The 24,937-nt window shown below is 68.4% G+C and carries 14 protein-coding genes; 9 read left to right on the top strand and 5 right to left on the bottom strand.

What is annotated here, in order from left to right; translation table 11 throughout:
- Positions 1-22: 22 nt before the first annotated feature.
- A complete protein-coding gene (locus tag FHG66_RS05550; RefSeq protein WP_139075745.1) occupies positions 23-2,137 on the bottom strand; it encodes a S9 family peptidase in 2,115 nt (704 codons plus the stop codon).
- Between the two features lie 757 nt (positions 2,138-2,894).
- Positions 2,895-5,672, bottom strand: coding sequence for a hybrid sensor histidine kinase/response regulator (locus FHG66_RS05545; RefSeq protein ID WP_139075744.1), 2,778 nt, complete (start codon positions 5,670-5,672; stop codon positions 2,895-2,897).
- Between the two features lie 345 nt (positions 5,673-6,017).
- On the opposite strand from FHG66_RS05545, the gene FHG66_RS05540 reads away from it, so the two are divergent.
- From FHG66_RS05540 to FHG66_RS05500, 9 genes are all read left to right on the top strand, one after another.
- A complete protein-coding gene (locus FHG66_RS05540) occupies positions 6,018-6,290 on the top strand; it encodes an acylphosphatase (RefSeq protein WP_176556139.1) in 273 nt (90 codons plus the stop codon).
- 182 nt (positions 6,291-6,472) lie between these two features.
- Complete coding sequence (locus FHG66_RS05535; protein WP_139075742.1) at positions 6,473-7,105, top strand: Rieske (2Fe-2S) protein; 633 nt, start codon at positions 6,473-6,475, stop codon at positions 7,103-7,105.
- Complete coding sequence (locus FHG66_RS05530; RefSeq protein WP_139075741.1) at positions 7,102-7,950, top strand: aromatic ring-hydroxylating oxygenase subunit alpha; 849 nt, start codon at positions 7,102-7,104, stop codon at positions 7,948-7,950. The genes FHG66_RS05535 and FHG66_RS05530 overlap by 4 nt, the downstream gene beginning before the upstream one ends.
- The gene (locus FHG66_RS05525; RefSeq protein WP_139075740.1) at positions 7,947-8,615 is read left to right on the top strand and encodes a glutathione S-transferase family protein; all 669 of its coding nucleotides are present in this window, start codon (positions 7,947-7,949) and stop codon (positions 8,613-8,615) included. The genes FHG66_RS05530 and FHG66_RS05525 overlap by 4 nt, the downstream gene beginning before the upstream one ends.
- Positions 8,612-9,973 (top strand): amidohydrolase, encoded by a 1,362-nt coding sequence (locus FHG66_RS05520; RefSeq protein WP_139075739.1) that lies wholly within the window; start codon positions 8,612-8,614, stop codon positions 9,971-9,973. The genes FHG66_RS05525 and FHG66_RS05520 overlap by 4 nt, the downstream gene beginning before the upstream one ends.
- A 16-nt stretch (positions 9,974-9,989) precedes the next feature.
- A complete protein-coding gene (locus tag FHG66_RS05515; RefSeq protein ID WP_246082471.1) occupies positions 9,990-11,075 on the top strand; it encodes a BMP family ABC transporter substrate-binding protein in 1,086 nt (361 codons plus the stop codon).
- 1 nt (position 11,076) lies between these two features.
- Complete coding sequence (locus tag FHG66_RS05510) at positions 11,077-12,597, top strand: ABC transporter ATP-binding protein (RefSeq protein ID WP_139075738.1); 1,521 nt, start codon at positions 11,077-11,079, stop codon at positions 12,595-12,597.
- Positions 12,590-13,666, top strand: coding sequence for an ABC transporter permease (locus tag FHG66_RS05505; protein WP_139075737.1), 1,077 nt, complete (start codon positions 12,590-12,592; stop codon positions 13,664-13,666). Before FHG66_RS05510 ends, FHG66_RS05505 begins: the two co-directional genes overlap by 8 nt.
- Positions 13,663-14,574 (top strand): ABC transporter permease, encoded by a 912-nt coding sequence (locus FHG66_RS05500; RefSeq protein ID WP_139075736.1) that lies wholly within the window; start codon positions 13,663-13,665, stop codon positions 14,572-14,574. The genes FHG66_RS05505 and FHG66_RS05500 overlap by 4 nt, the downstream gene beginning before the upstream one ends.
- 151 nt (positions 14,575-14,725) lie before the next feature.
- On the opposite strand, the gene FHG66_RS05495 is transcribed toward FHG66_RS05500, so the two are convergent.
- The 3 genes from FHG66_RS05495 to FHG66_RS05485 are packed head-to-tail and all read right to left on the bottom strand — an operon-like array spanning position 14,726 to position 24,937.
- A complete protein-coding gene (locus FHG66_RS05495; RefSeq protein WP_139075735.1) occupies positions 14,726-16,582 on the bottom strand; it encodes a hypothetical protein in 1,857 nt (618 codons plus the stop codon).
- The gene (locus FHG66_RS05490) at positions 16,575-21,350 is read right to left on the bottom strand and encodes a hypothetical protein (RefSeq protein WP_139075734.1); all 4,776 of its coding nucleotides are present in this window, start codon (positions 21,348-21,350) and stop codon (positions 16,575-16,577) included. The genes FHG66_RS05495 and FHG66_RS05490 overlap by 8 nt, the downstream gene beginning before the upstream one ends.
- A gap of 14 nt (positions 21,351-21,364) precedes the next feature.
- Positions 21,365-24,937 carry a hypothetical protein gene (locus FHG66_RS05485; protein ID WP_139075733.1) on the bottom strand — a complete coding sequence of 1,191 codons (3,573 nt, stop codon included), beginning with the start codon at positions 24,935-24,937 and terminating at the stop codon, positions 21,365-21,367.

Raw genomic sequence — 24,937 nt, 5'->3', positions numbered from 1 at the left:
TGGGCTGCGGCCTGATCTGGCGTCAGGCAGCGCGGCCTGCGACCTTGAGGGCGAAGGCCTGAACAAGCGCCACCTCCTCCAGGCGGGCAAACCGTCCCGAGGCGCCGCCATGTCCGGCTGCCATGTTGACCTTGAGGAGGATCGGGTTCCCGGCCGTCGTATGCGCCCTGAGGCGCGCCACCCACTTCGCGGGCTCCCAGTAGGTCACCCGGGGGTCGGTCAGCCCCGCCAGCGCAAAGATTGCCGGATACGGCTTGGCTGCGACGTTGTCATAAGGCGAGTAGGACGCGATCCTGCGGTAGTCCTCCTCCGACGCAATGGGATTGCCCCATTCAGGCCACTCGGGCGGGGTCAGGGGCAAGGTGTCGTCCAGCATGGTGCTGAGGACGTCCACGAAGGGCACCTGCGCCACGATCCCGGCGAACTCCTCGGGCGCCATGTTGGCGATGGCCCCCATGAGCATCCCGCCGGCCGAGCCTCCTTGGGCGACGATGCGGTCGTGACTCGTGAGGCCCTCCCGGACCAGGTGTCGCCCGGCCGCGATGAAGTCGTGGAAGGTGTTGGCCTTCCCTTCGCGCTTGCCGGCCTCGTACCAGCCATAGCCCTTGTCCTTGCCGCCCCGGATATGAGCGATGGCGTAGACGAAGCCACGGTCCACGAGCGACAGAATGTCGGTGTTGAAGCCCGCCGGGATCGTGATCCCATAGGCGCCGTAGCCGTAAAGAAGGCAGGGGGCACTCCCGTCCAGTGGGGTGTCGGCCCTGTAGAGTAACGAGACCGGCACCAACTCGCCATCATGCGAAGGCGCCATCAGGCGTCGCGTGACGTACCGGGCCGGATCATGGCCCGAGGGCACTTCCTGTGTTTTGAGGAGTACGCGTTCACGGGTCCGTAGATTGTATTCGAACTCGCTCGCGGGCGTGGTCATCGAGGAATAGGTGAAGCGCAGAAGCTCCGTGTCGTACTCATAGGTGCCCCCAAGACCCAATGAATAGGCGTCCTCGGGAAAGGCAATGACATGCTCCTCGCCGGTGACACGCTCGCGCACCACGATCCGGGGCAGGCCGTTCTCCCGTTCAAGGCGGACCAGGAAGGTCCTGAAGGAGGTGATCGCAAGGATGAGCCGGCCCGGGATATGCGGGACAAGCTCGGCCCAGTTGGCCTTGCTTGGCGCATGCGCGGGCGCGACCATGATCTTGAAGTCCTTTGCGCCATCGGCGTTGGTCAGAACGAAGAACTCATCGCCGCCCTCTTCCAGGCTGTACTCCACGCCCTTGGCCCGAGGTTCCACGATCACAGGGATGGGCTGCTCGCCTCCCGCCGGGCTGCGGGCCGGCAGGAGGCGCACCTCTCCGGTTTCGTGATCGCCAAGACCGATCACGATCCAGGCGCCGTCGCGCGTGCGGCCGATCGAGGTGAAGAAGCCGGAGTCTTCCTCCTCGTGGACAAGGACGTCCTCGGAGGGCGGCGCGCCGATCCGATGGAAGAGCACCTGATAGGGCCGATGATTGTCATCGAGCCGCGTATAGAAGAAGCCTTGGGAGTCCGATGCCCAGGCCGCATCGCCATTGGTGGTCTCGACGAGGTCCTGGAGGTCCGCGCGCGCAAGCAGGTCGCGAACTCGGATCGGATAGAACTCCGAGCCGTTGGTGTCGGCGCTCCAAAGCATGAACCGGTGGTCCGGCGAATGGTCCACGCCTCCGAAGCGGAAGTAGGACGTGCCCTCGGCCTGCTTGTCGCCGTCCAGAAGCATCTCCTCCGGGCCGCCCTCGCGGGGAACGCGGATGAAGCGGCGATGCTGGCCGCCCTGCGCGAAGGAGACGCCATAGGCGTAGGGGCCGTCGGCCAGGGGAACGGAAGCGTCGTCTTCCTTGATGCGCCCCCGCATCTCGGCCACGAGGTTGGCCCGAAGATCTTTAGTGTCCGCCATCAGGGCCTCCTGATAGGCATTTTCCGCCTCCAGATGTGCACGGGTGACCGGGTCAAGGAGGCTCGGGTCGCGGAACATGGCTTGCCAGTTCTCGGCGCGCAGCCAGTGGTACTCGTCGGTGCGCGTCACTCCGTGCCGGGTGTCGACGAAGGGGCGCTGAAGGCAGGTCGGTGCGGCCACGCCGTCGGGGGTCCAGGGATTGATCATGGGAGAAAGGCGTCCTTCGAGGTCTGGAGCGGAGGCTTTGAGGTTAGCGATAGCGGTTGGGACGCTGCTCGGCGAGATCCGTAGGCATGCGAAAAGGCCCGACCTGGCGTGAGGTCAGGCCCATCCACGGGCGGATGTTGCGAGAACCTGCGAGTAGGGCTCTCTTCACCAAGGCGCGATCTTGAAGGGTGTGATGCCTTTCACCTCCTCCACGTGGCATGGACGCCGACGCTCAAACCCGCTTTATATGGGACCGGATCGGACTTGGCCCGCTCTTGCTGGGCCGTCCGGATCAGGTGCGGGCAGGGAGGGAGGCTCTGTCCGCATACTGCTCCATCCAACTCGGCATCGGTCCAAGCCGCTCCGGACTGATGTCAGTCCTCTACCGCTCGCAAGCAGCAACGGTTTCGGACAAGAAAAAGGCGGCAGCTCCGGGAGGAGGAGCGCCGCCTTGGTTCGGTAGAGACCGTTCAGGGAGGAGGAGAGAACGACCGATCCGATACAGTGTGTGATCAGGCCGGGAGGAGGATGGCCCATCACATCGTGTGAGTGGAAGTTAGCGCTAATGCTGCACGTGCACAACGGACAGTGCCGCAGATCCGCTATGCACGTGCAGCATGGGCTAAACGATACATTGCCCAGATTATGGGCGGTCTGCTTGCCTTTGGCGCACGCTGTGATCGTCCTTGGGACCCAACAGCGGCCAAAGGCCAGAACAGCGCACGACCTTGGGTACTTGCGACCGGAGACGGGTCATTCAGCCCGGATTGTCTCGGCTCCCCCGGCGTGGGAACCTGACGATCTTCCTGTCGTCCAGCGCCCCCGCCACCCGTGCAGCAAGTTCGGCTTGGCGGAAAGGCTTGGCCAGACGTGGCAGCCCGTCCACGGTGGCGTCAAGCACGTCCTGATAGCCGCTGATCAGCAGGGCCGGAAGCTCGGGCCGCAGCTGGCGCGCGGCCCGGGCCAGCTCGACCCCGGTCATGCCCGGCATCAGGTAATCGGTGACCAGGAGGTCGGGCTTCAAGCCAGACCGCAGCGTCTGGAGGGCGGCGGCTCCTCCGTTGGCCTCCACGACCTCGTAGCCCAGGTCGCGCAACATGTCCGCGGTCCCGATCCGCACCAGCTCCTCGTCGTCAACGAGGAGGAGCAGGCCCTCGCGCACCCTTGGGACTGGCACCTCGGCGGGGGACGGGGCGCTCGACGCCGCTTCGGACGCCACGGGCAGCCAGACCTCGGCGCGCGTCCCCTGCCCAGGAGTCGACGACAGGACCAGCCGCCCTCCCGACTGGCCGGCCAAGCCGTGCACCATCGACAGGCCCAGCCCCGTCCCCTTGCCCATGCCCTTGGTGGAGAAGAACGGCTCCACCGCCCGCGCCAAGATGGTGGCCTCCATGCCGACGCCGGTGTCCACCACCGCCAGCCGCACGTAGCGGCCCGACCCCAACCCGGTCGGATGGCCCGATCGCACGGCTTCTTCGGTCGCACCGATGGTGAGCCGGCCGCCCCCCAGCATGGCATCGCGGGCGTTCACCGCGAGGTTCAGGAGCGCGAGCTCCAGCTGGTTGGGGTCGACCATGGCGGGAGGGAGATCCGGAGCCACCTCGATCACCATGTCGATCTGCGGGCCGATCGAGCGTGCGATCAGGTCGTGCATGCCGTCCAGCAGCGCGCCCACGTCCACGGGCTGGGCCATCAGGGTCTGGCGGCGGGCAAAGGTGAGAAGCCGCTGGACGAGCACGCGGGCCCGCTCGGCCGATTGCAGTCCTCCTTCGACGAGCCGCTGGGTGCGCTCGTCGTGCTCGAGCTTGCGGTGCGCGCGCTCCAGCGAGCCCACGATGGGGGTCAGGAGGTTGTTGAAGTCGTGTGCGATGCCGCCCGTGAGCTGGCCGATGGTTTCGAGCTTCTGCACCTCATGGAGTTGGGCCGCTGCCGCCTCGCGCTCGGACACGACCTGGGTCACGCGGTCGGCCAGATCGTGGTTGATCCGCTCGAGCTCGGCTTCGGCGGCCTTGCGGGCGGTGATGTCGACCGAGGCTCCGATCAGGCCTGTGACCTCGCCCGTTCCGTCGCGCAGCGGCACCTTGGTCGAGAGCCAGACGGCCGGCGTGCCATCCGCGAGCCTGACAGCTTCCTCGACCTGCTCGGCCACGCCGCTCTCCATGATCCGCCGGTCATTGGCCATGACAAGCGCCGCCTGCTCCTTGTCGTCAAGGAACTCGGAGTCGGTCCGGCCCAGGAACGCCTCGGGCGGCTTGCCGATCAGCTCGGCCGTCCCCTTGTTGGCGACCAGCATGCGGCCTTGCCGGTCCTTGGCGTAGACTACGCCCGGCACGGCTTCGATGAAGGTCTTGAGCAGCTGGGCCGCCCGGTCCCGTTCGGCCAGCAGGGCGCGCCGCTCCTCGACGTCGAGCAGCACGCCTGGAAAGCGCAGCGGCGTGCCGTCGGGACCATGATCGACGCGCCCGTTGGCCTCGATCCAGTAGTACCGCCCGTCCGCGCGCCGCACCCGGTACTGGTGCGCATAGGGGCCGCCCTGCGCGATGACCGTTCCGATGGCCGTGATCAGTCCCTCCCTGTCGTCCGGGTGGACGGTGGCGATGACCTGCTCAAGGCTCAGACCCTCGCGGCCCAGCGCCGGGTCGAGGCCGAAGTTCACGGCGAACTGCTCGTCGACGGTAAAACGGTCGGTGGGCAGGTCCCAGTGCCAGGTTCCGATGATGGCGCCAGCTGCCAAGGCCAGCTGCACTCGTTCGGCGCTCACCCGGAGGGCCTGCTCGACGGCCCTGCGGTCGGTCACGTCCTGTTCGGCCACGACGCCCGCGATGATGTGGCCCCTTTCGTCACGCACCGGAGCGGCGTTGTTGAGGAAGAAGCGACGCTCGCCCGAGCCGAACCGCTGGCACTCGACCAACTCCCCTTGAACCGTCTCGCCCCCGACGATCGCACGAGCCATGGCCCAGTCCTGCGCCTGCAAACGCTGACCGGTCTCGGGATCGTAGCCGATCCACTCCCCATACTGCTCCAGGCTCGTGGCCTCGGGATCGGGGACGACGCCCCATAGCTCGCGATGAGCGGCATTGTCCCGGACGATCTTGCCCTTAGGGTCAGCAATGATCACCCCGACTGGGAGAGCATCGAGGACGGCCGACAGGAGAGCCTCGCTCTTTCGCACCCGCTCATCGGCCGCACGGGCCTCAGTGATATCCTCGCCCGAGGAGATCGTGCCCTGTATCCGGCCCGCAGCGTCACGGAACGTCCTGTTGCGCCAGGCGATCAGCCGTTCCTGGCCGTCGGGGCGCAGGATCAGCCCCTCCACCCGTTCGGGCGCATCGACCGACCCGGACATGAACTGAGCAAAGATGGCCCGGACGGCCTCCCGTTCACGGGCGGGGATGGCGGTTTCGAACCAGTCGCGACCGATCAGGCGGGCAGGGTCGTCATGGCCCAGGATCTCTGCGCCGCGCTGGTTGACCGTCTCGATCCGGCCCTCGCGGTCGAGCACCAGCAGCATCACGCCCGCCACCTGCAGATACATCTGAGCGCGATCCAGGTCCGTGACCCGGGGGCCGGCTCGCCCCAGCTTGCGACCACCGGGCCTGATGGCGGCTCCCCCCCCGGCTCGAAGAAAACCCCGCGCCCGCCACCTCGTCAAAAAGGCCAGGCCAATCCTGCTAGCGTTGCTCACGATGCGACGTCCACCTCTGAGGGGCCTGCTTGCTGCCTGAAAGGATTGATGTAGCACGGAATGTCGGCCGTGGCGGTGGCCAAGTTGCGGAAATGGATAAAGATCCGGGTGAAGCGATGCAAAAGGCGCAGCGTGACATGGTTAGGCTGGTAGGGATCTGCCATGACATGGGCAGTTTAGATCCAGGGGTGTCCTGTGCAGAACGACATCGCCAACCTCGACCCGAGCGAAACACGAGCGCGCTTCTTCATTTCGGGAAAGGTCGACTCGCAGAAGTTTCCCGGCTGGATCGAACACTATGCCGGGCGATTGGGCCTTCAAGGTAGGGTTTCGGCCGTTCGTCCGGGCGAGGTCGAGGTGATCGTCTCTGGGCCGCCCGACCTGCTTGATGCCCTGGAGATCGGTTGCAGCCTCGGTCCGATCGAGGTTCTGGTGGACCACGTCCGACGCGAATCCCTGCCGGGCTGAACCTGCCTTGATCGTCCTGCAGCGTCATGACCGCGCGCCTTATATGAGCAACCATGCTCTTGGATTGGGCATTTGCCCGAGGCTCCGGGCTTGGGGCCGGTGGCACAGTGCTGGCTCTGGCTCTGAGTAGTTAAGAACGCTTTAGTCGTGATCGACTGAAGAGACTGGTACCCCAAGGCCAAATGACTACCGAGTGGATCCCTGCCGCCCTTTCGTCGGACTTGCCACGCGGGGGCGTCATGGCGTCGGTCTGCGGAACGTTGGAAGTGGCAGTCTGGCGCAGCGCCTCAGGACGGGTCGCGGCGTGGGTCGACCGATGCCCGCACCGAGGGATGCGTCTGTCGCACGGCTTCGTCCGCGGAGAGATGCTGAGCTGCATCTATCATGGCTGGCGGTTCGACGGTGCAGGCCGGTGCCGCAAGATTCCGGCGCATCCTGATCTCGATCCGCCCGAAACCATTCGCACCCAGTCGCTCGCCTGCCTCGACGCGCAGGGTGTGATCTGGATCGCCTCCGAGGCTCCCGCTGTGGCTCCGCCCGACCTGGGCAACGTCGTGCCGCTCCGCTCGCTGACGTTCGAGGCGGGAATCGATGCTGTAGCCGCCATGACGGGTGAGGTGCCTGACAGGTCTCTGCTTCGTCTCGATGCGCATGGTCCCGTGCCCCCGCTTGTGCTGTTGCTGCAGGCCTTGGGGCCCGGACGGAGTGCGGTGCATGCCTTGGCCGCGCCGACAGGCACCGGGGCCCTGGTGGCTGCGTCCCGCGCGCTGGAGGATTTCCGCCGCCGCACCGAAGCCCAAGGGATTGCCGCATGACCCTGCCAGCTGCTGCCATCGATGAATGGTATCCTGTGGCCATGGCCCCGGACCGCCCGCTCCGACCAGATCAGGAGACGACGCTCCTGGGAGAGAGGGTTCGTGTGCTCCTCGACGGCCAGGAGCCGAGGGTTGAGGCCAACGATGGGCGGAACTTGCCTGTGATTGTACGGCACGGCCATGTCTGGACGTCGCTCGGCGCCCCTAAACACGACCTCTTCGCGATCCCCGAAGGCGAGCAGCCCGGCCGGCGTCTCGTGGAGTGCGGCGCGATCCGTGTGAGGTGCTCGCCGCTGCGCGCCGTCGAGAACTTCCTCGACATCGCGCACTTCCCCTTCGTCCACACGGATATCCTGGGCTCGGAGCCACATACCGAGGTGAACCGCTACGAGGTTCGCATCCGCGAGGAGGTGGACGAGGTCTGGGCGACCAAGGTGACCTTCTACCAACCTCAGGCCGCGAAGTCGGCCCAGGGTGGGATCACGACCGAGTACATGTACCGCGTTCCGCACCCAACCTGCTCGGTGCTCTACAAGACGTGCCCGCCCAGGCCCGGCGAATGGGACATCATCACGCTCTTCGTGCAGCCGCTGGAGGAGGACCTGTGCCAGGTCTGGCCGTGGATGGCGCTCTTCGACGATCAGACACCCCAGGCCGACCTGATCCAGTTCCAGCAGATGATCTTTCTCCAGGACCGCTCGATCCTCGAGAACCAGATCCCCCGCCTCCTGCCGCTCGATCCGGGGATGGAGATGCCAACACGGGCGGATCTCACCTCGGTCGCCTATCGCCGCTGGCTCAAGAAGCGCGGCTACCACTACGGCGCGCAGCTGGTTGCCGCATGAGACCCACGCTTTACGACTATGTCCTTTCCCCGAGTTGCTACAAGGCGCGGCTCATGGCTGCCTTGGTGGGCTCTGAGCTCGAGTCGGTAGCGGTGGACTTCCACCCCGGCGGGGACCATCGGAAGCCCGAGTTTCTCATGCTCAATCCGGCCGGGACCCTGCCGGTCCTCACCCATGGCGGCCTGATCCTCACCGAAACCACGGCCATGCTCGTCTACCTCGTACGGCTGGCGGGCCGGTGCGAATGGCTGGGCGGGGAAGACCCTGCGAGCGCAGCCCGCGTGCAGCAATGGCTTGCCTTCTCCGCGCGGCTGACGGCGAGTCTCGGGCTCGCACGGCTCCATGACATGCTGGGGCGGCCCGCCGACATCGATGCGGCCCGGTGGGCCGGAACGCTCTGCCTTCGCGAGCTGGAGTCCGCCTTGGTCGAGAACCGTCTGCTCGGCGAGGACTTTCTGGCGGGCAACGCACCCACGGTCGCGGATGTCGCATGTTTCCCTTATGTGATGCTTGCTCCAGACGGAGGTGTGAGCCTCGACCCTTATCCCGCGATCCGGGCCTGGACCCGCCGCATTCGGGCGCTCCCGGGCTTCGTGGAGATGCCAGGCATCCACCGCCTCCATGACCTCAGGCCCGAGCCGGGCGAGGCGGAGGCCGCTGCGTGACCTATCTCTTCCGCAACTGCGCGGCCGTAGTGACCAGCGCCCGCGAGCCGGTGCTGCGCGACGTTGACCTGCTGACTGAAGGCCCCGCGATCAGTGCCATCGGCAAGGGAATCGAGGCTGGGCCAGGGGTGGAGGTCATCGACGCCACGGGCTGGTTTCTCTACCCAGGCCTCGTCAACACGCACCACCACTTCTTCCAGTGCTTCGTCCGCAACCGAGTCGAGCTCGACTGGACCCGCTTGTCGGTGCTCCAGTGGCTCGACACGATCTACCCGATCTTCGCGCGGCTGACGGAGGACTGCTTCTACCACGCCTCGGTCACGGCGATGGCCGAGCTGATCAAGCATGGCTGCACGACGGCCTTCGACCACCAATACAACTTCCCGCGTCACGCCGGGACGCGGATCGTGGACCGGCAGGTCGAGGCCGCGCGGCTCCTGGGGATGCGCTTCCACGCGGGGCGGGGCACCAACACCCTGCCAAGGGCCCAGGGCAGCACGATCCCCGACGAGATGCGGGAAACCACGGACGAGTTCCTCGCGGACTGCGAGCGCCTGATCGACGCCCATCACGAGCCCGATCCCTTCGGCATGGTCCGTGTCGCCGTGGCCCCCTGCCAGCCGGTCAACTGCTACCGCGAGACCTTCACGGAGTCCGTCCGCCTCGCCCGCGACAAGGGGGTGCTCCTCCACACCCATGTAGGCGAGGGCGAGAGCCCAGTCATCGAGGCGCGGCACGGGATGCGGACCGTGGATTACCTAGAGGCGATGGGCTTCGCGGGGCCCGACACCTGGTACGCCCACTGCTGGGAACTGCGGCCCGAGGAAATCGCGCGCATGGCCGCCTCGGGCACAGGCATGTCGCACTGCCCCGAGCCCGTCTACCTCGTGGGGGCCGAGGTCACCGACATGCCGGCCATGGAGGCCGCGGGACTGCGGATCAGCCTCGGCGTGGATGGGGCGGCGTCGAACGACAACTCGAACCTCATGCACTGCCTGCATTCGGCCTACATGCTGCAATGCCTCGTGGCGGGCACGCGCAAGGACCCGGTGCCGCGTCCGGGTGCCTTCCTCGGCTATGCGACCGAGGGCGGGGCCTCGATCCTGGGGCGCAGCGACATCGGGCGGCTGGCGCCTGGGATGGCCGCCGACCTTTTCGCCATCGACACGCGGCGGCTCGATTATGTCGGCACGCGGCACGACCCGGTCAGCCTGATCCCCAAGGTCGGCGTGGGCCTGGCCGTGGACCTCACCCTCATCAACGGGCGGATCGCCTGGGCCAAGGGCGAGTTCCCGGGCCTTGATGAAGCCCGCCTCGCCGCCCAAGCCGAAGCCGTCCTGGCCAAAACCCTTGCATGACCCGAAGGAGCCCCTCGTGAACACGTCCCGCCGCCGCTTCCTGTCCTCCTCTCTTGCCGCCGGGGCGGGCCTCTCGCTCCTGCCTCGCGGTGCCCTGGCACAGGACACGCTCCCGATGGCGCTGATCACGCCATCGCCCGTCGCGGATGTCGGCTGGTCGCATACTCTTCTTCAGGGGGCGCAGGCCGCCGCAGAGGCCGTGGGCGGATCCGTGTCGATGCTCGAGAACATCCCCGAGGGCCCGGATGCAGACCGTATCATGCAAAAGGCCGTCGCGGAGGGGGCCAGATTCCTGATCGCGGGGTCCTTCGGCTACCAGAACGGCGCCTTGCAGATCGCCCGGCGCTATCCGGACGTGTCCGTTCTCCACGCCTCGGGCTACGAGGTCGCGCCGAACTTCTCGCCCTTCGCGGCCCGCTACTTCCAGGGCACCTACCTGATGGGGATGGCGGCCGCCTCGCTCTCCAAGACGGGCAAGCTGGGCTCCGTCTCGGCCTTCGCGATCCCTGAACTCATCACTTCGGTGAACGCCTTTGCGCTGGGTGCCCGAGCGGTCAACCCGGATGCGGAGGTCTCGGTCGTCTGGGTCAACTCCTGGTTCGACCCCGCCAAGGAGCAGGAAGCGGCCCGCGCCCTCATCTCGCAGGGCATCGACGTGATCTTCTCGAACGCGCAGGACACGCCGTCGGTCATCTCGCTCTGCGAGGAGCAGGGGGCCTATGCGTTCAACCTGAACTCCTCGATGAAGTCCTACGCTCCATCCAAGTATCTCGGCGTGGTCGGGACCGACTGGTCGCCTTTCTTTACGGCCCAAGCTCAAGCGCATCTCGACGGGTCCTTCCAAGGGGCGAGCCATTGGCTGGGGATGGAGGACGGCGTGGTCTTCGTGGCCGATTGGAATCCGGACATCCCCGCCGACGCCAAGACGCGGATCGACGAAACGCAAGCCAGGATCGCCGACGGGAGCTTCTCGCCTTTCGCTGGGCCGCTCATCAGGGCAGACGGAAGCCAAGCCGTTGCCGAGGGAGGAAATCTCGCCGACGACGCCATCCTGGCGATGGACTGGCACGTCCAGGGCGTGGTCACGCCACTGCCGCAGTGACGTGAGCGGCGCGGCGCTCCTTCGCCTTCAGGGCGTGTCGAAGAGCTATGGCTCGGTCCACGCGAACCGGGCCATCGACCTCGACGTATCGCACCAGTCCATCCACGCCGTCCTGGGTGAGAACGGCGCGGGCAAGTCCACGCTGATGAAGCTGATCTACGGCGTGGAGCGGCCGGATGTGGGGAAGATCGAATGGCAAGGCCGCGAGGTGCGGCCCACCTCCTCGGCCGAGGCGCGACGGCTCGGGATCGGCATGGTGTTCCAGCACTTCTCGCTTTTCGAGACGCTGACCGTCGCCGAAAACATCTCGCTCTTGGTACCGGGGACCAAGGCCGCGCTCGCCGCCCGGGTGCGCGATCTGGGAGCGACGTTCGAGCTTGAGGTGGATCCGAATGCCCATGTTCATTCCCTCTCGGTAGGCGAGCGCCAGCGGGTCGAGATCCTGCGCTGTCTCCTGCTCGACCCCAAGCTCATCATCCTGGACGAGCCGACATCGGTCCTGCCGCCCCAAAGCGTGCAGCGGCTCTTCGGAACTTTGCGGCTTCTGCGCGACAGAGGGGTGTCGATCCTGTTCATCTCGCACAAGCTCGAAGAGATCCGAGCGCTCTGTGACACCGCAACGATCCTGCAGGCGGGGCGGGTCACGGGGCGGGTCGATCCGCGGCAGGCCTCGTCACGCGACCTGGCGACGCTGATGATCGGGCGCGAGATGCCGCCACCTCCGCTCCATGCCAAAGCCAAGCCCGGCCCGAAGGTCCTTGAGGTTGCTGGCCTCGATCATGCCACCGACGATCCGTTCGGCGTCTCGCTTTCTGGCATCAGCCTGGATGTCCGTGCCGGAGAGATCGTAGGAATCGCAGGCATCTCGGGCAACGGCCAAAAGGAACTGGCCGAGATCCTGTCGGGGGAGGTGGCGCTCCTCTCTGCTCAGCGGGACGTCATCCGCATGATGGACCGCCCTGTCGGTCACTTGGGCGCGGCCGCGCGACGCCGGCTCGGCTTTGCCTTCGTGCCTGAGGAACGGATGGGGCGCGGTGCCGTACCCGAGATGCCGTTGACGGACAATGCCCTGCTGACCGCGCATGATCGCGGCCTCGTTCGTCGGGGGCTGGTCCGGCGGCAACATAAGGCTGCCTTCGCGCAGGCCTGCGTGGAGGAGTTCGACGTCCGCACGCCCTCGGTCCAGGCCGAGGCAGGAGCGCTGTCGGGCGGGAACCTTCAGAAGTTCATCATCGGGCGGGAGATCATGCTGGAGCCTAAGCTCCTCTTTGTCGCGCAACCTACCTGGGGGGTGGACATCGGGGCTGCCACGGCGATCCGACGCAGGCTCGTGGCCCTGCGCGACTCTGGCGCAGCGATCCTGATGATCTCGGAGGAGATCGAGGAGTTGTTCGAGATCTGCGACCGTCTTTACGTGCTCCACAAGGGACGGCTCTCGCCATCCCTTCGGGTCCAGGGCACGACCGTCGAACAGGTGGGCGAGTGGATGACCGGTGCCGCCGGGGAGCCTGCCCATGCCTGAGTTCGTTCCGCGCGAACATGCGTCCGTCCGGGCTTCGGTCCTTGCGCCCTTCTTGGCCTTGGCGCTGACTGTGGTGGTCAGCCTGGTGCTCTTCGCCCTGCTTGGTAAGCCGTCGGGAGCGGCGCTCCATGCGCTGTTTATCGAGCCGTTCCTGTCCTGGTACAGCTTCTCCGAGGTTCTCCTGAAAACGGGGCCGCTCCTGCTCATTGCACAGGGGCTGGCCATCGGCTTCCGGGCCAAGGTGTTCAACATAGGGGCCGAGGGGCAGCTGATCCTGGGTGCCATCTGCGCTTCGGCCCTACCGGTCTACCTCCCGACCTCGACCTCGCCCTGGCTCTGGCCTGCCATGATGGTTCTGGGTGCCTTGGGCGGGGCGCTGTGGGCCTCGATCGCGGCACTCTGGCGGACTTGGCTCAACGCAAGCGAGATCCTGGTCACGCTGATGCTGAGCCTCGTGGCGAGCCAGTTGCTGAACTACTTGCTGCTAGGACCATGGAAGGATCCAGCGGGTTTCAACTTTCCCCAAAGCGTCATGTTCCAATACGAGGCCATGCTCCCAACCCTGCTGCCAGGGACGCGGGTGAACGTCTCCCTCCTGTTCGGTCTTGCTGCGACGCTTGCGGCCTGGGTGCTGATGCAGCTGAGCTTCCTGGGCTATCAGCTCGTGGTCGGCGGACTGGCGCCCCGAGCTGCCTCGTATGCGGGGTTCCGGGGGGGGCGGGCGGTTTGGGTGTCTCTGCTCCTGGGCGGCCTTGCAGCGGGACTTGCTGGTGCCGCTGAAGTGGCCGGCCCGATCGGGCAACTCCAGAGGTCGGTCGCTTCGGGCTATGGCTTCACCGCGATCACGGTGGCCTATCTGGGAGGTCTGCGCCCGCTGGGGATCGTGCTCTCGTCCTTTCTGATGGCGGTGATCACCATCGGCGGGGACAGCGCCATGGTCACCGCCGACCTGCCTGTGGCAGCCGTGCGGGTCGTGCAGGGCCTCTTGTTGATCTTCTATCTCGCCGCGCTGGTCGGGGTTCGCTACCGCATCGTCTGGTCCCGCATCGCGACCCAGGCCACGTCTTGAGTGCGCTCGCCTTCATCCTTGCCGGCACGCTGGCGGCCGCGACGCCACTCTTGCTCGCCGCCTTGGGCGAACTGGTGGCCGAGCGGTCGGGCGTCCTGAACCTCGGGCTCGAGGGGCTGATGGCGCTTGCGGCCGCGCTGGCCTTCATCGTCGTCTACCAGGGTGGCGGGCATGCGCTTGCCTTTGCCGTCGGTGCCGTGGCCGGGATGGTTGCCGCGCTGGTTTTTGCAGGGGCCGTATTGACGTTCCGGGCGAACCAAGTGGCTGCGGGGCTTGCTATCGGTATTCTGTGCCTGGGCCTTTCCGCTCTCGCCGGGCGCTCCTTCGAAAGCCTCACCATCACCGGCCTGCCCAAGTTGGAGGTTCCCCTCTTATCCGATCTGCCAACGATCGGTGGCCTCTTCCGACAGGACATCGTGGTATGGCTGGCCCTTCTGGGAACTCTTGCGATCCATGTGATGCTCCGCCACACGAAGGTCGGCCTCATCGTCCGCGCCGTGGGCGAGAACCCCCGTGCCGCCCAAGCCATCGGCCATCCGGTTATTCCGATCCGCTATGCCGCCCTCGCCTTCGGAGGCTGCATGGCTGGCGTGGCAGGGGCGTATGCCTCGACTGTCTACACGCCCCTCTGGGCGGACGGGATGATTGCCGGCCGGGGATGGATCGCAATCGCGCTTGTGGTGTTCGGGACATGGCAGACTGGGCGGGTGTTCCTGGGGGCCTGCCTGTTCGGGGCGTTGTCCTTGGCCGAACTCGCGGCCCAGGTGGTCGGCGTCCAACTTCCGTCGCAACTCCTCGCAAGCATGCCCTATCTCGTGACCATTGTTGTGCTCGGCCTGATCTCGTCCAACCGCAGACGCATGAGACTGAACTCCGTCGCCTCCTTGGGCGAGCCCTTCGAGAAATAGGTCGGGCTTTCCCTGCGCTTTCGAGGTCAGGACCCAAGGGAGAATGCCTCCGAGCAGGACCGGCTGTTCGCCGCCCGTGCGTGGTTCGCCCCTGCATGAACCGGGCTTCCAAGGGACCGTGCCGCCATGGTTGGGGCGGGGTCACATCCGACTAGACGCTTCCGGGCGGCAGCGCGGTGTCGAAGCGCAGCCCGCTTGCGCCCTCGCCTCGGCCGGTGCGGACACGGCGGCCGATCCAGAGCACCGTGCCGCCGTCCTCCGTCCGAGCCTGCTGGAAGGCGCGGACCACCACGACGCCTTCGCGCGGGACCTCCTCCTCGGCGATGCGGAGCCGGTCGGTGGCCGGATCGGCGTCCGAAGCGGTCAGCAGGATGGTCCCTTGCGGATTCACGAGTTCGGCCTGGCGGTCCGGACGGTAGCGGAGCATCGGCCGCCGCTCGAGGATATGATGGGCGGTCTTGTCGTTCGGCCTGTCCCGCACCGCCACGAAGGGCATCCAGTTCTCCGGCACCGGCGTCATCAGACGGTACACGACCCTGGCATCGCCGAGATCATCGGGAACGGGCTGGACCAGCGACACCGTAGCCGCCTGGCGCGCGCGGGGCACCGGTTCCCCCGACGATCGCCCGGGCACCACCCGTTCGACCCCCCAGGCGAGATTGGCCATCTCGTCGCGGAACAGGGTCACCTCCTCCAGGGGCGGACCTTCCAGCACCTTTGGCACCGTCGGCGCGAGCAGGAGCATGTTCGCCAGCCGTGTGGTGTCGGTGACCGGGGTGGACTGGAACACCGTCCAGCCAGGCGACGTCGCCTCGCGCGAGGGCGGCAGGCCGATCACCACGCCAAAGCTGTCGGCGACGCGGACGGTATCGAGGCGCGTTACGCTGCCATAGGGCAAGGCTAAAGGAACGACGAACCAATCGACCGAATAGGCCAGCGAGAACTCGACCACCGCGAGCCGGGCAAGGTCGGTGCGTCCCGCCTCGATGCCTCCCAGATAGACCCGGGAGTCCTCGAAGGCGAACAGACGGTCCGAGGCCATTCCGGCAAAGCGGACCGGCGCGGGCAAGGTGACATCGTGGATGATGTCCGGCACGGGCGGGTCGGCCGCTGCCCCAAGATCCGGACCAGCGGCAAGGTCGCCATGGAACCAGTCGAGCGTGCCGCCGGTGTATTCCTCCACCTTAACGACCACCGGGCCGTCGCCCAGCGAAGCCTGCGCTGCGAAAGCATGTTCCAGCCGATGCGGATTCCACGACTTACCATTCGGGCTGGCGAGAAGACTATGCGCCCAGATGAGCCACATGGACAGGATACGCGTGACCTCTGCGCTTGCCTCCCCAGCCGCGTCCTTAAGCGGCGGCGGCAAGCCCGACAGCCCACCTGCACCGTCATCGAGCGCATTCAGGGCGGCCGCGACCAATGCGCCATCCGGAACCCGGCCACCGGCAAGACGTGCGCGCGCCTCGCCTACAGGATCCGACACGACGCCGCCGCCCGGAGCGGGCACCGGCTCCAGCGCAACGGGAAAGGCGCCTGCCGCTGCCGTGGCCACCGCATCGAAGCCGCCCGCCCGGAGGAGGCGCAGGAGGTGGAGCCCCGCCTGGATCCGCAGGCGCAGGGGCAGCACGGCGGGCAGCTCCGCCTCGACCCTTGCCTCCAAGGGAATGGAGCCGGGCGTGCCGGGGCGGGGCAGGTCCACCGTGGCCCCGGCCGGATCCGCCCCGGGCAGGCCGGCGTGAAAACGCGTCAACGGCGCGGTCTCCCCAATGACCGTGGCTTGGATCGGGCTGCCGGCATCTTCGCCCCGCAACTCGTCGAACTGCCACTGGCGACCGATCATCCACAAGGGGTCGGCCACCAGCGCGGCTGCCCCCGGCCCCAGGTCTCCACGGGTCAGGGTCATCGGCTCCAACCGCGACCAGCTGGGGATCACGGGAAGCGTGCGCCATTCCTTCAAGGTCAGGGATGCCGCTTCCGCCGCGATCGTCCAATTCCGCTCAGCCATTCCGGACCTCCGCCTGGCCAAGGACATGGTCGCCGATCAGGCCGCCCACCGCGGCCAGCTTGGCGTTCTTCGCAAGGTCGAAGAAGCGCAGGCTGGGCACGTCGCGCGAGTAGACATCCGGCAGGAAGATCGCTGGGACAAGGGTCGACAACCCGGCGAGTTCGCGAGAGCCGAGCGTGCGCAGCCGCGCCAGATCGACCGCTTCGTTGACGCTTCCCACAAGGGTGTCGAAGTCCCAGCGGTCGGGCGACAGCGCTGGATGGACGGCCAGCAACATCGCCTGCGGCGGTCGCGCGCCGGGGGCGTCATAGTGGAACGTGACCGCCGTCGTCTCGCTGGCTGTCGGCACGGTCTCGGTCCACGAGTCCACGATGAGACCAGCTCCTCCATTGGCTGGGGCAAAGCCATCCGGCGCATGCAGCACAAGGCCCATCGTGCCTTCGGGAGGTGGACCCGCAGCGCCGAAGGGCAGGGCGATCCACCGGCCCTGGGGATCATGCGGCAACTGGATGACGGCCAGATCCTCGGACACGGGGGCGCCATCCGCCTCCGCATGGACCAGGAGCGCGGCCAACGGATCAAGCAGGGGCCGTACGAGCGCGCTACGATGGACCCAGGCCGCCACCGCCGTGCCATCCCCGCCCAAGAGCCCGTCCCGCGCCGCGACCGGTGCGGCGAGCCGCTCCGGCAGGGCTGGGGCAAGGACCGGGAGGAACGGCTGACCGTTGCCAAGGAGCAGCCGCACGATCCCCCGCGCGCGAACCAGTTCCGCAGGCTCGCCGATGCTAGGGGGTGCGGGCTCTCCGGGGACTTGAGCGGGCATGGCAGGAAGAGGAAGGTTGTGCGCAGCCGCAAGGCGGCTGCGCACCCGGGCAAGGATGTGGGCAGCGTGATCGGCCAACCCTTCGGCCTCTCCGGCCGGCAACGCCTCGGGACCTTCGACCTCGGCCAGTGCTAGAAGCCCATCCAGCAGAGGTCCAAGATGATGGTCGTCCGGGCTGGCGATCCAAGCGGACAATGACCCTTCGGCAGCGTCGGCCAGTCCGCTCACCTGCTCGATCACCGCCTGGGCCCGGCTGGTGGCCTCGGCGATGTCCGGGGCCGCAGCCGGGCTCGGCATACGTCCCAGATCGTCGGCGGCAGCGAGGTGCTCCGGAGCGAGAGGAGCGCTGCCGACAACTTCGCCGGCCCAGCTCGCCAGATCCAGGAGAGGGGCCAGGCTGTCCGCCGCTAGGTCGATCCGCACGTTGCCGTCCAAGGCAAGCCCGTCCTGCGTGGCGGCACGGGTGAACAGAAGGGCCAGCCTTGCCTCCAACTCGCTGGGCTGAGCGGCTCCGGGGCGCCGCGCCGCCAGCACCACCGATAGCGCCGACAGGCCCAGGTCGCGGATCGCGAGCGACGGCAGGGTGACCCGCTCGGGTTCTGCATCGGCCGGAACGCCTTCGGACTGTGGATCCAACGGACGAACCAGCGCGGCCTCCACCGTCCAGCGGGACGGATCGCCGAGGATCCGCCCCAGCCAGCGGTCCAGCCGAGGCTCGGCCAGACTTCGCAGGTCGGCCGGCCAGCCGGGGGCGGGCCCGGCCGCATCGCGGGGCAGCCAAAGGCCCGCCCGGTGGGTCAGCACGGGACCGCTCCGGGGCGTGCGGACAAAATCCGGGTCGGGCGCGCGCTCCTGGCGGTCGTGCGCGGCCAAGGCAGCCCCCGACCGTTCCAGGTTTCCCATCGTCGCCTGATGGACCGCCTCGGACATGAGGAGGTCGCTCACCGCATCGGCCAGACCGGCGACGTCGTCCAGCACGGCGGCGGTGCCGTCGCGCGCCGGTCCGGAGGGGATCTCCGCCGCTACAAGCAGCCCGTCGCGCTCGGCCCCCCACCGGGCGAGCAGGGCCAGCCCGTCGACAACGTCCCGGGCGGCGACGGACTCCAAGGGCTCCGTCGCGGGGGTGTCGTTCGGACGCTCGCTTCGCAACGGGCACTGCTGGCGCAGCGGCAGGATCCATTGCGCCAGGGCGAGGTCACGCTCCTGAAGCCCGCGCTCGATCCGGTAGCCTAGGAGAGCCGCAAGCCGCTGGCCCGCCGCGACCCCTTCAAGGATCCGAAGCCCCTCCCGTACGCGTCGGGAGGTCAGGTCGATGTCGAAGAGACGCCCCTCGGCGTCGCGGTGCGACAGGCGTGCGCTGCGCATCACAGCCGCCGACGCTGCCTGGCCCAGCGATGGCGCATGCACGAAGCCCAGGCTTTCGGGCACCCGCCCTAGATCGGGCCGAAGATCCTCGACCACCCCCCAGCCGCCGATGTGAAGCCCTGCGGGAGCCGCCGTCCGGTGCTCGGCCAGCCGGGCCGTCGCCAGAGAGGTGATCCACGCATCCAGCCGCGTCGAGTAAAGGTCGAGGACGCCCCGGAACGCCCATTCCAACTCGTCGGCCGGTGCCGTCTCCAAGGCAGCCAGAGCAGCGTCGAACCGAGAAAGCCAGTGCAACGGGTCGTCCGGCGCATCGAGCGATCCCGGCCGACGAAGGCGCTCCAGGAACTGGGTCGCGACGTGCTGGGTGATGGTCCGCTCCCCTGTCACGGCCGGGATGATCATCTGGCCGAACTCGCGCGGGGTGAGGGGGACGCCCATCGTCGCGCTGGCTGCGGCGGGCGCGACGGCCGTGGCCTCGATCCGGAGCGTGTAGGGGATCCGCCCCGAGGGATGCCTCAGGAATTCCGTGAACGCGGGCGACAGGTCCAGCCCGCCGGCGGCGCCTTCGACCAGCTTGCCGCCGGCCTTGCGGTTCTCGTGGCTCGCCGCGCAGGCGATGAAGGCTTCGAGCAGGGCGATCGAGTTCTGGCGGGCGTCGAGAATGTCCGTGCCATTGGCCTCGACGAGCAGGCTGCGGATCTCGCCCAGGTACTCCGTGCTGCGCCGGGTCGCGTCCTCGGGCGTCGGATCGGGCTTCAGCACCAGGGGCACATCCAGCGGATGGTCACGGTTGTCATGCGTAAGCTCGTAAAGGTGGGGAATCCCCTGGCAGCCGAGTTGGGCCAAGAGGATGGCCGTCACGTTGCCCTGGAACGCGGCGATCCGGTCCCAGTCAACGCTGACGGCCTTGCGTTCCACCGGGCCGATCAGCTTGCGGAACGTGAGTGACCATGCGACCGGCATGCGCTGGAGCAGCGCCAGCAGCACGTCGTCCACATCCCCGCGGCCGCGCACATGACTTAGGCGGGGAACCTTCGCGACCAGCGGCTCCGCCAGCCTCCGCAGGGCCGCGGCGACCTGAGCGACATCGGCCTGGGCCCGTCGCCGGATGTCGGGTTCGAAGCGGTCGCGCGGCATGACCGGGAGCATGCCGTATGGCTGCGCGCCGACACGCAGGGTCGGCACCGGACCCGAGGCGCGCAGATGGTCCACGACGTGCCGCCGCAGCGAAGTCTCGATGGCAGGCCCGTCGGCGATCGGATCGAGCATCTCGGTCAGGTAGTAGCCGCCGATCGCCGACCAGGTGGCATCGAGAAGAGCGGCCTGCCAGCCCTGCTCGCGCAGGTGGGCGCCGGGAACGCGGGACAGCGCGCCATCGCCCAGGCCCAGGGTCTTGGCCGTCACCGGCCCCGCGGCGTCCGGCGCTGCGGCTGGCGGCCGATGAGGGGCGAGCACGCGTTGCGCCACCGCGGGATCCGTCGTGAACCCGCTGCGCGCCAAGCCGTTCGAATTCGTGGGCGCGCCCTGGGGCACGAACCCCAGCCGCCCCTCGTTGGCATGGGCCCGCAGATGAGCCTCGACCGCCGCACCCGCGGCTTCGGGGCCCAGCGTCCAGTCGACGCCCACCACGACCAAGCGGTCCACGCCCTCCCTCAGGACGGCGCCCGCCCGGAGATCGGCTTGGCGCACGGTCACCATCATGCCCAGACGCTCGGCTTCGTCGGGGTCGCGCAGCCAGAGCAGCTCTGGGTCGTCCGGCAGGCCGCGCGACGTCGCGGCGGGGCCAAGATCGGCGCTCGGTCCCGCAGCCAGCCGGTCGGGAACGGCGGCTCCCCAGCGCCGGAAGATCTCCGTGTGGCGGCCCTCGCCGTCCGCGCGGTACCCGATGACGCACCAGCGGTCCGGCAGGAGGGTGGCCCGCGCAGGAGTCATCGCGTCCACCGCGCGCCGGGGGAGGTTGCCCCAGGCAGGTCCGGGCTCGCCGCTGCCCAGGTTGTCGGGCGGATAGGTCCGCACCACGAAGGCCGCACGGCCCGGGCTCAGCCTTTGGGTCAGGCCTTGCCACGCCTGTTCGGCAAGGGCGAGGCCGGCTTCGGTGCCCGCGTCGGGGCTTGGCCAGCGATGAGCCCAATACCAGGACAGGCCCGCGACCTCCGTGTCGGTCAGGGCCGGATCGTGGGCTGTGACGTGGATCTGGTCGGGAAAGATGCGGACCTTCAGCGTGTCGCCCCCATCGAAGAAGCGCGTCTCGATTCGCACGGGCAGCAGGAGCACCGGATGTCGGCCCGACAGCGAGGCCACGGCCTGCTCGGCCGTCACCGCCGCCAAGAGTGCCTCCGAGGCGGCGCGCACCGACGCCGAACTCTCGCGCAGGCTAGCGATCAGGGTGGCCCGGCGCTGGTCGAGGGCCTCGGCTTCTTGCGCGGCCGCGGCCACCGTCGCCGTGTCCCCGATGGCCTTGGCCTCCGCCGCTCGGAGCCGTGCGATGGCGAGAGCCATTCGCGTCTGTTGCAGGTCGTCCTGCACCGCATCCGCCTGCCTGCGGACGCTTGCCACGGTATCCAGATCGAGGTCAGGCATGGGCGTTCCCCCGGTTACCGCTGGGTTGGCAGCGGTGCGACGAGATGCTTGGCGTGGACGTAAAGGGTGAAGGGGCGCTGGAAGAGCGTCGCGGCCAGATCGTGCGCGCCGGCTGTAGCCACGTTCAGCCCCAGCTTGGGAAGGTGGTTCCCGGTTAGATGGCCGCCCGGCTCGACGCCGGTGCGCGGCCAGGCCAGGGTATCGCCGGCCGTCGCGGCTCCACCGCCCGAGGGGCCGCCCGCCGTTTCGTCAAGCCCGAAGCGCGGCTCGGTGACCGGTTCCATCAGGCCGAAGAACCAGCCCTCGCCTTCCGCGAGTTGGGTGTCCACCAGGGGAAAGCCGAAGAACGACACGTCAGGCTCGAACTGCCCCTCGAAGACCGGCTTGAGCACCCTGGAATGGTCGGGCTGCCTTGGCCCCAGAGCCGGGAGAGCCACGACGACCGTATTGGGATAGCGGCGAAGGAGGTCGCCCCGCACGAGAAGCACGAGGTTGCCCTTCGGATCGGTGGTCTGCTCTGCCAGCGTTCCCGTTCGCCAGCCATGGATCGGCGGGATGTCGTCCTTGCCATCCAGTCGCCGCCAGAACCGGCGGAACGGGGTGCCCCGGCTGTCCGTCGGAAAGCCGCGCCACAGCAACTCGCGGTTGGTCTCGTGGTTGAGACCGGCCATGAAGGCCGCGATGAAGCGCGGGTTCGTCTCCAGCAGGGTGATGGAGTTGGGGGGGACCGTGTCGATGCCGGGGCAGAAGCGGTCGCGGTCGTAGCGGGCCAGATAGTCCGAGGCCGCCACCGGGAAGGTCGGATAAGCCATGACCCGGTCAAGCGCCCGGCTCGCCCACCAGCCGTCCACGGCGAAGGCCCCAGGCCTTGGCCGAAGCTCCGGCAGGGTCCGTCCGCCGAACCCGATCCGCGCGTCCCGCCGCAACGGCTGCGCGATCCGGGGATCGACATGGGCCCGCAGGGCCGCGGTCGCCGCACCCAGGTCGAACCGCACCGGGGTTGCGACTGGCGACGGCATGGCAAGGACGGTGGAGTCGATCTGCAGGGCGAGCGCCGTCTCGAACCGCGCCATCACACTCGGATCCCGAAGGAGCGGCGGGGTCACGACCGTGGGACGCGATCCCGCCGGAGCCCCGCCGGCTGGAATCGTGACCTGAGGCTCGGGAATGACGACCACGTTAGGCAGGCCGCCCCGGCCGGGGCGGAATGGGCCACCGCGATCCGGGCGGACGTCGATCCCGGAACCCCGGCGGGTGACCGTCTCCCCCATGCTCCCGACCGCTCCCGAAGACGGCGACCGCAGCACCCGGGCCACGCCACCGAGCGCACGTCCCATCCGCAGTTCCGGCAGCTCGCTCCGGGTCGGGGGCGCTTTGGCGTCGGAGCGTCGGACGGAGTTGGGGGGCAGGCGTGACAGGAAGGCGCCAAGGTCCTGGCCCGACAGCGACTGGTCGAGAACCGCCAGATGCTCGTTCGGGCGGCCCGGCCGCGTGCGCACCACGAGGGTGCCGCCCGCATCGAGGTCGAGAACCCCCACCCGGACCGCCGCCCCCTCGACCGCCAATGCGCCGGACTCCTGCTTCAGGGTCGGACCCTCGAGGACAAGCCCCAGGCCCGGTCCGGCCGCCGGATTCTCTGTCATGGCCGTGGCCGCTCCGGCAACGATGCCGTCGAGCAGCGTCGCGGAGGCCGCTGCCGACAGGGCCGAGGCCGACAGCGTGGCGCCCGCATCCAGCGACGCCATCAGGGACGTCTTTGTCATCGCTGCGAGATTGCGTGCGGCCTCGACATGCGCCTGGCCCAGCAAGCCGTTCGTCCGGGCCTCTGCTCGAAGCTCCAGCCGCTCCGCATCGGCGACGGCCGGCGTGGCAGCCAGGTCGCGCGCCGCTGCGGTCAGCTGCGTCAGGGTTTCCGCCTCGACGGCGATGGATAGGCCCATGGCCTCCAGATTGCGTTCCGACAGGGCTTCCGGGGCGACTCCGGTCAAAGTCGGGCGGGCAAAGCGGGTCGGGTCCACCTCGGCCCGTGTCTCGGCCAGCGCTATGGTCAGCCCGCTGCGGAGATCGGGGCCCGTGACGCCTAGGCGGCGGGCCGCGCGGGCCACGGCACGGCCCGCAGGCGCCATGGCCCGGCGCACCCCGCCTTCAAGCACCGCGTCGGGCAGCGATGACGCGCGGACCGAGATCTTCACGCTCGCTCCGGCCAGGGGGACCCGGGCCGCGACTGGGGCCGCGACCTGCAGCAGCCGGTCGGCTGACATGGGCTCGATGTGGCGTCGGAAGTAAGACTTCGACACCAGCTCCGACAGGGCCGCACGCTGCAGCGCCGCTTCGGCTGACAGGACGTCGCCCACCTGCTTCCAGGCGGCGTTCACGATGTCTTCCTGGTTTTCGCGGATGCATTCGGCGCCAAGACCGGCGGCGACCCGGGCCCGAGGGTCGAGGTTCAGCTCGCGGAACCAGTCGGCGTCCTGCGCGGTTTCGCGGTCCCGCACCAGCCACCGCTGGACATGCGACGAGGCGTAGATGGGCGGCCCGACCGGCTGGCGCGACGCATCCTCAAGGGTTTGGCCGTCCAGGGTTCCGTCGGCCGCATCGGCCAGCGTGCGGGTAACCTCCTTCAGCCCGTCGCGCAGCGCATCGGGAACCTGGTCCAGCCGGCCGTCCGACTGCGCCGGAGCCCTCAGGGCGCCGTCCATCGGCAGGATGCGGGCCTGGTCGGCCGGCACGCGTAGCGGCGGCGCGGCCTCGCCCACATGCATCGGCATCAGGCCCACCGTCGTCAGCGCCTTCATGGGCTTGAGCCGCTGCGCCAAGGCTTCGAAATCGCCCTCGGGTCCGGTCTGGAATTCCCAATGGAAGAACATCGGCAGGGTCACCGCGTCCGTTCCGGCCGTCCAGGCATCCGCCAGCGGCGCGTTCTGGGCGGGCACCCCGCCGAGGCCCCGCACCCGACCAGCGTCGAAGGCCGGAACCAGCGCGGCGATCCAACGGCGGTTCGGGGCCAGGCGGCGCGGACAGACGAGCCGGGCCACGTTGCGATCGGGCTGCGCGGCAAGGGCCGCCGCGGCCGCCTCGGCCGAGTTCGCGCCGCCTGTACCTTCGACGAGCTGCACATGAGCCCAGGCCCAGGAGTCGGTGAGGTCGGGCAGCTCGGCAGCCGCGCCAGACTCGATCCGCAACTGCGGCAGGGGGGCTCCGCGGGGTGAGGAGACGGTCACGCCAGTCCGCCGTTCCACGACCACCAGCACGATCCACGGCGGCAGCCGGCCGGATCCTGCGACGCTGCGGGGCGTGAAAAGCCAAGGCAGTTCGGGCGCATCAAGGTCGATGGCGGCCAGGAAGTTGGGCTCGGCGTCCGTGACGTCGGGACGGGGATAGGTGCGGAGGATCTGGCCGCCCTCGATCCCGGTCACGTCACCGGGGCCATGGAGCATCACCTTTGCCTCGGCGTCTCCGGCGCCGGTCACCGTCATCCTGACAGCCACCTCGGGGTGCTGCGGCAGGGAGGAGCTTGCGGTCGTTTCGGGAAGCGCCGCAGCCAGGCCCCGCCGGGCCCAGGGCAGAAAGCGGTATGCCGTCGCCAT

The sequence above is a fragment of the Rubellimicrobium rubrum genome, from assembly GCF_006152115.1.
Lineage (GTDB): Bacteria > Pseudomonadota > Alphaproteobacteria > Rhodobacterales > Rhodobacteraceae > Rubellimicrobium > Rubellimicrobium rubrum.
Note: the sequence above shows the minus strand (reverse complement) of the source record. Positions and strands in the feature narration are given on the sequence as shown.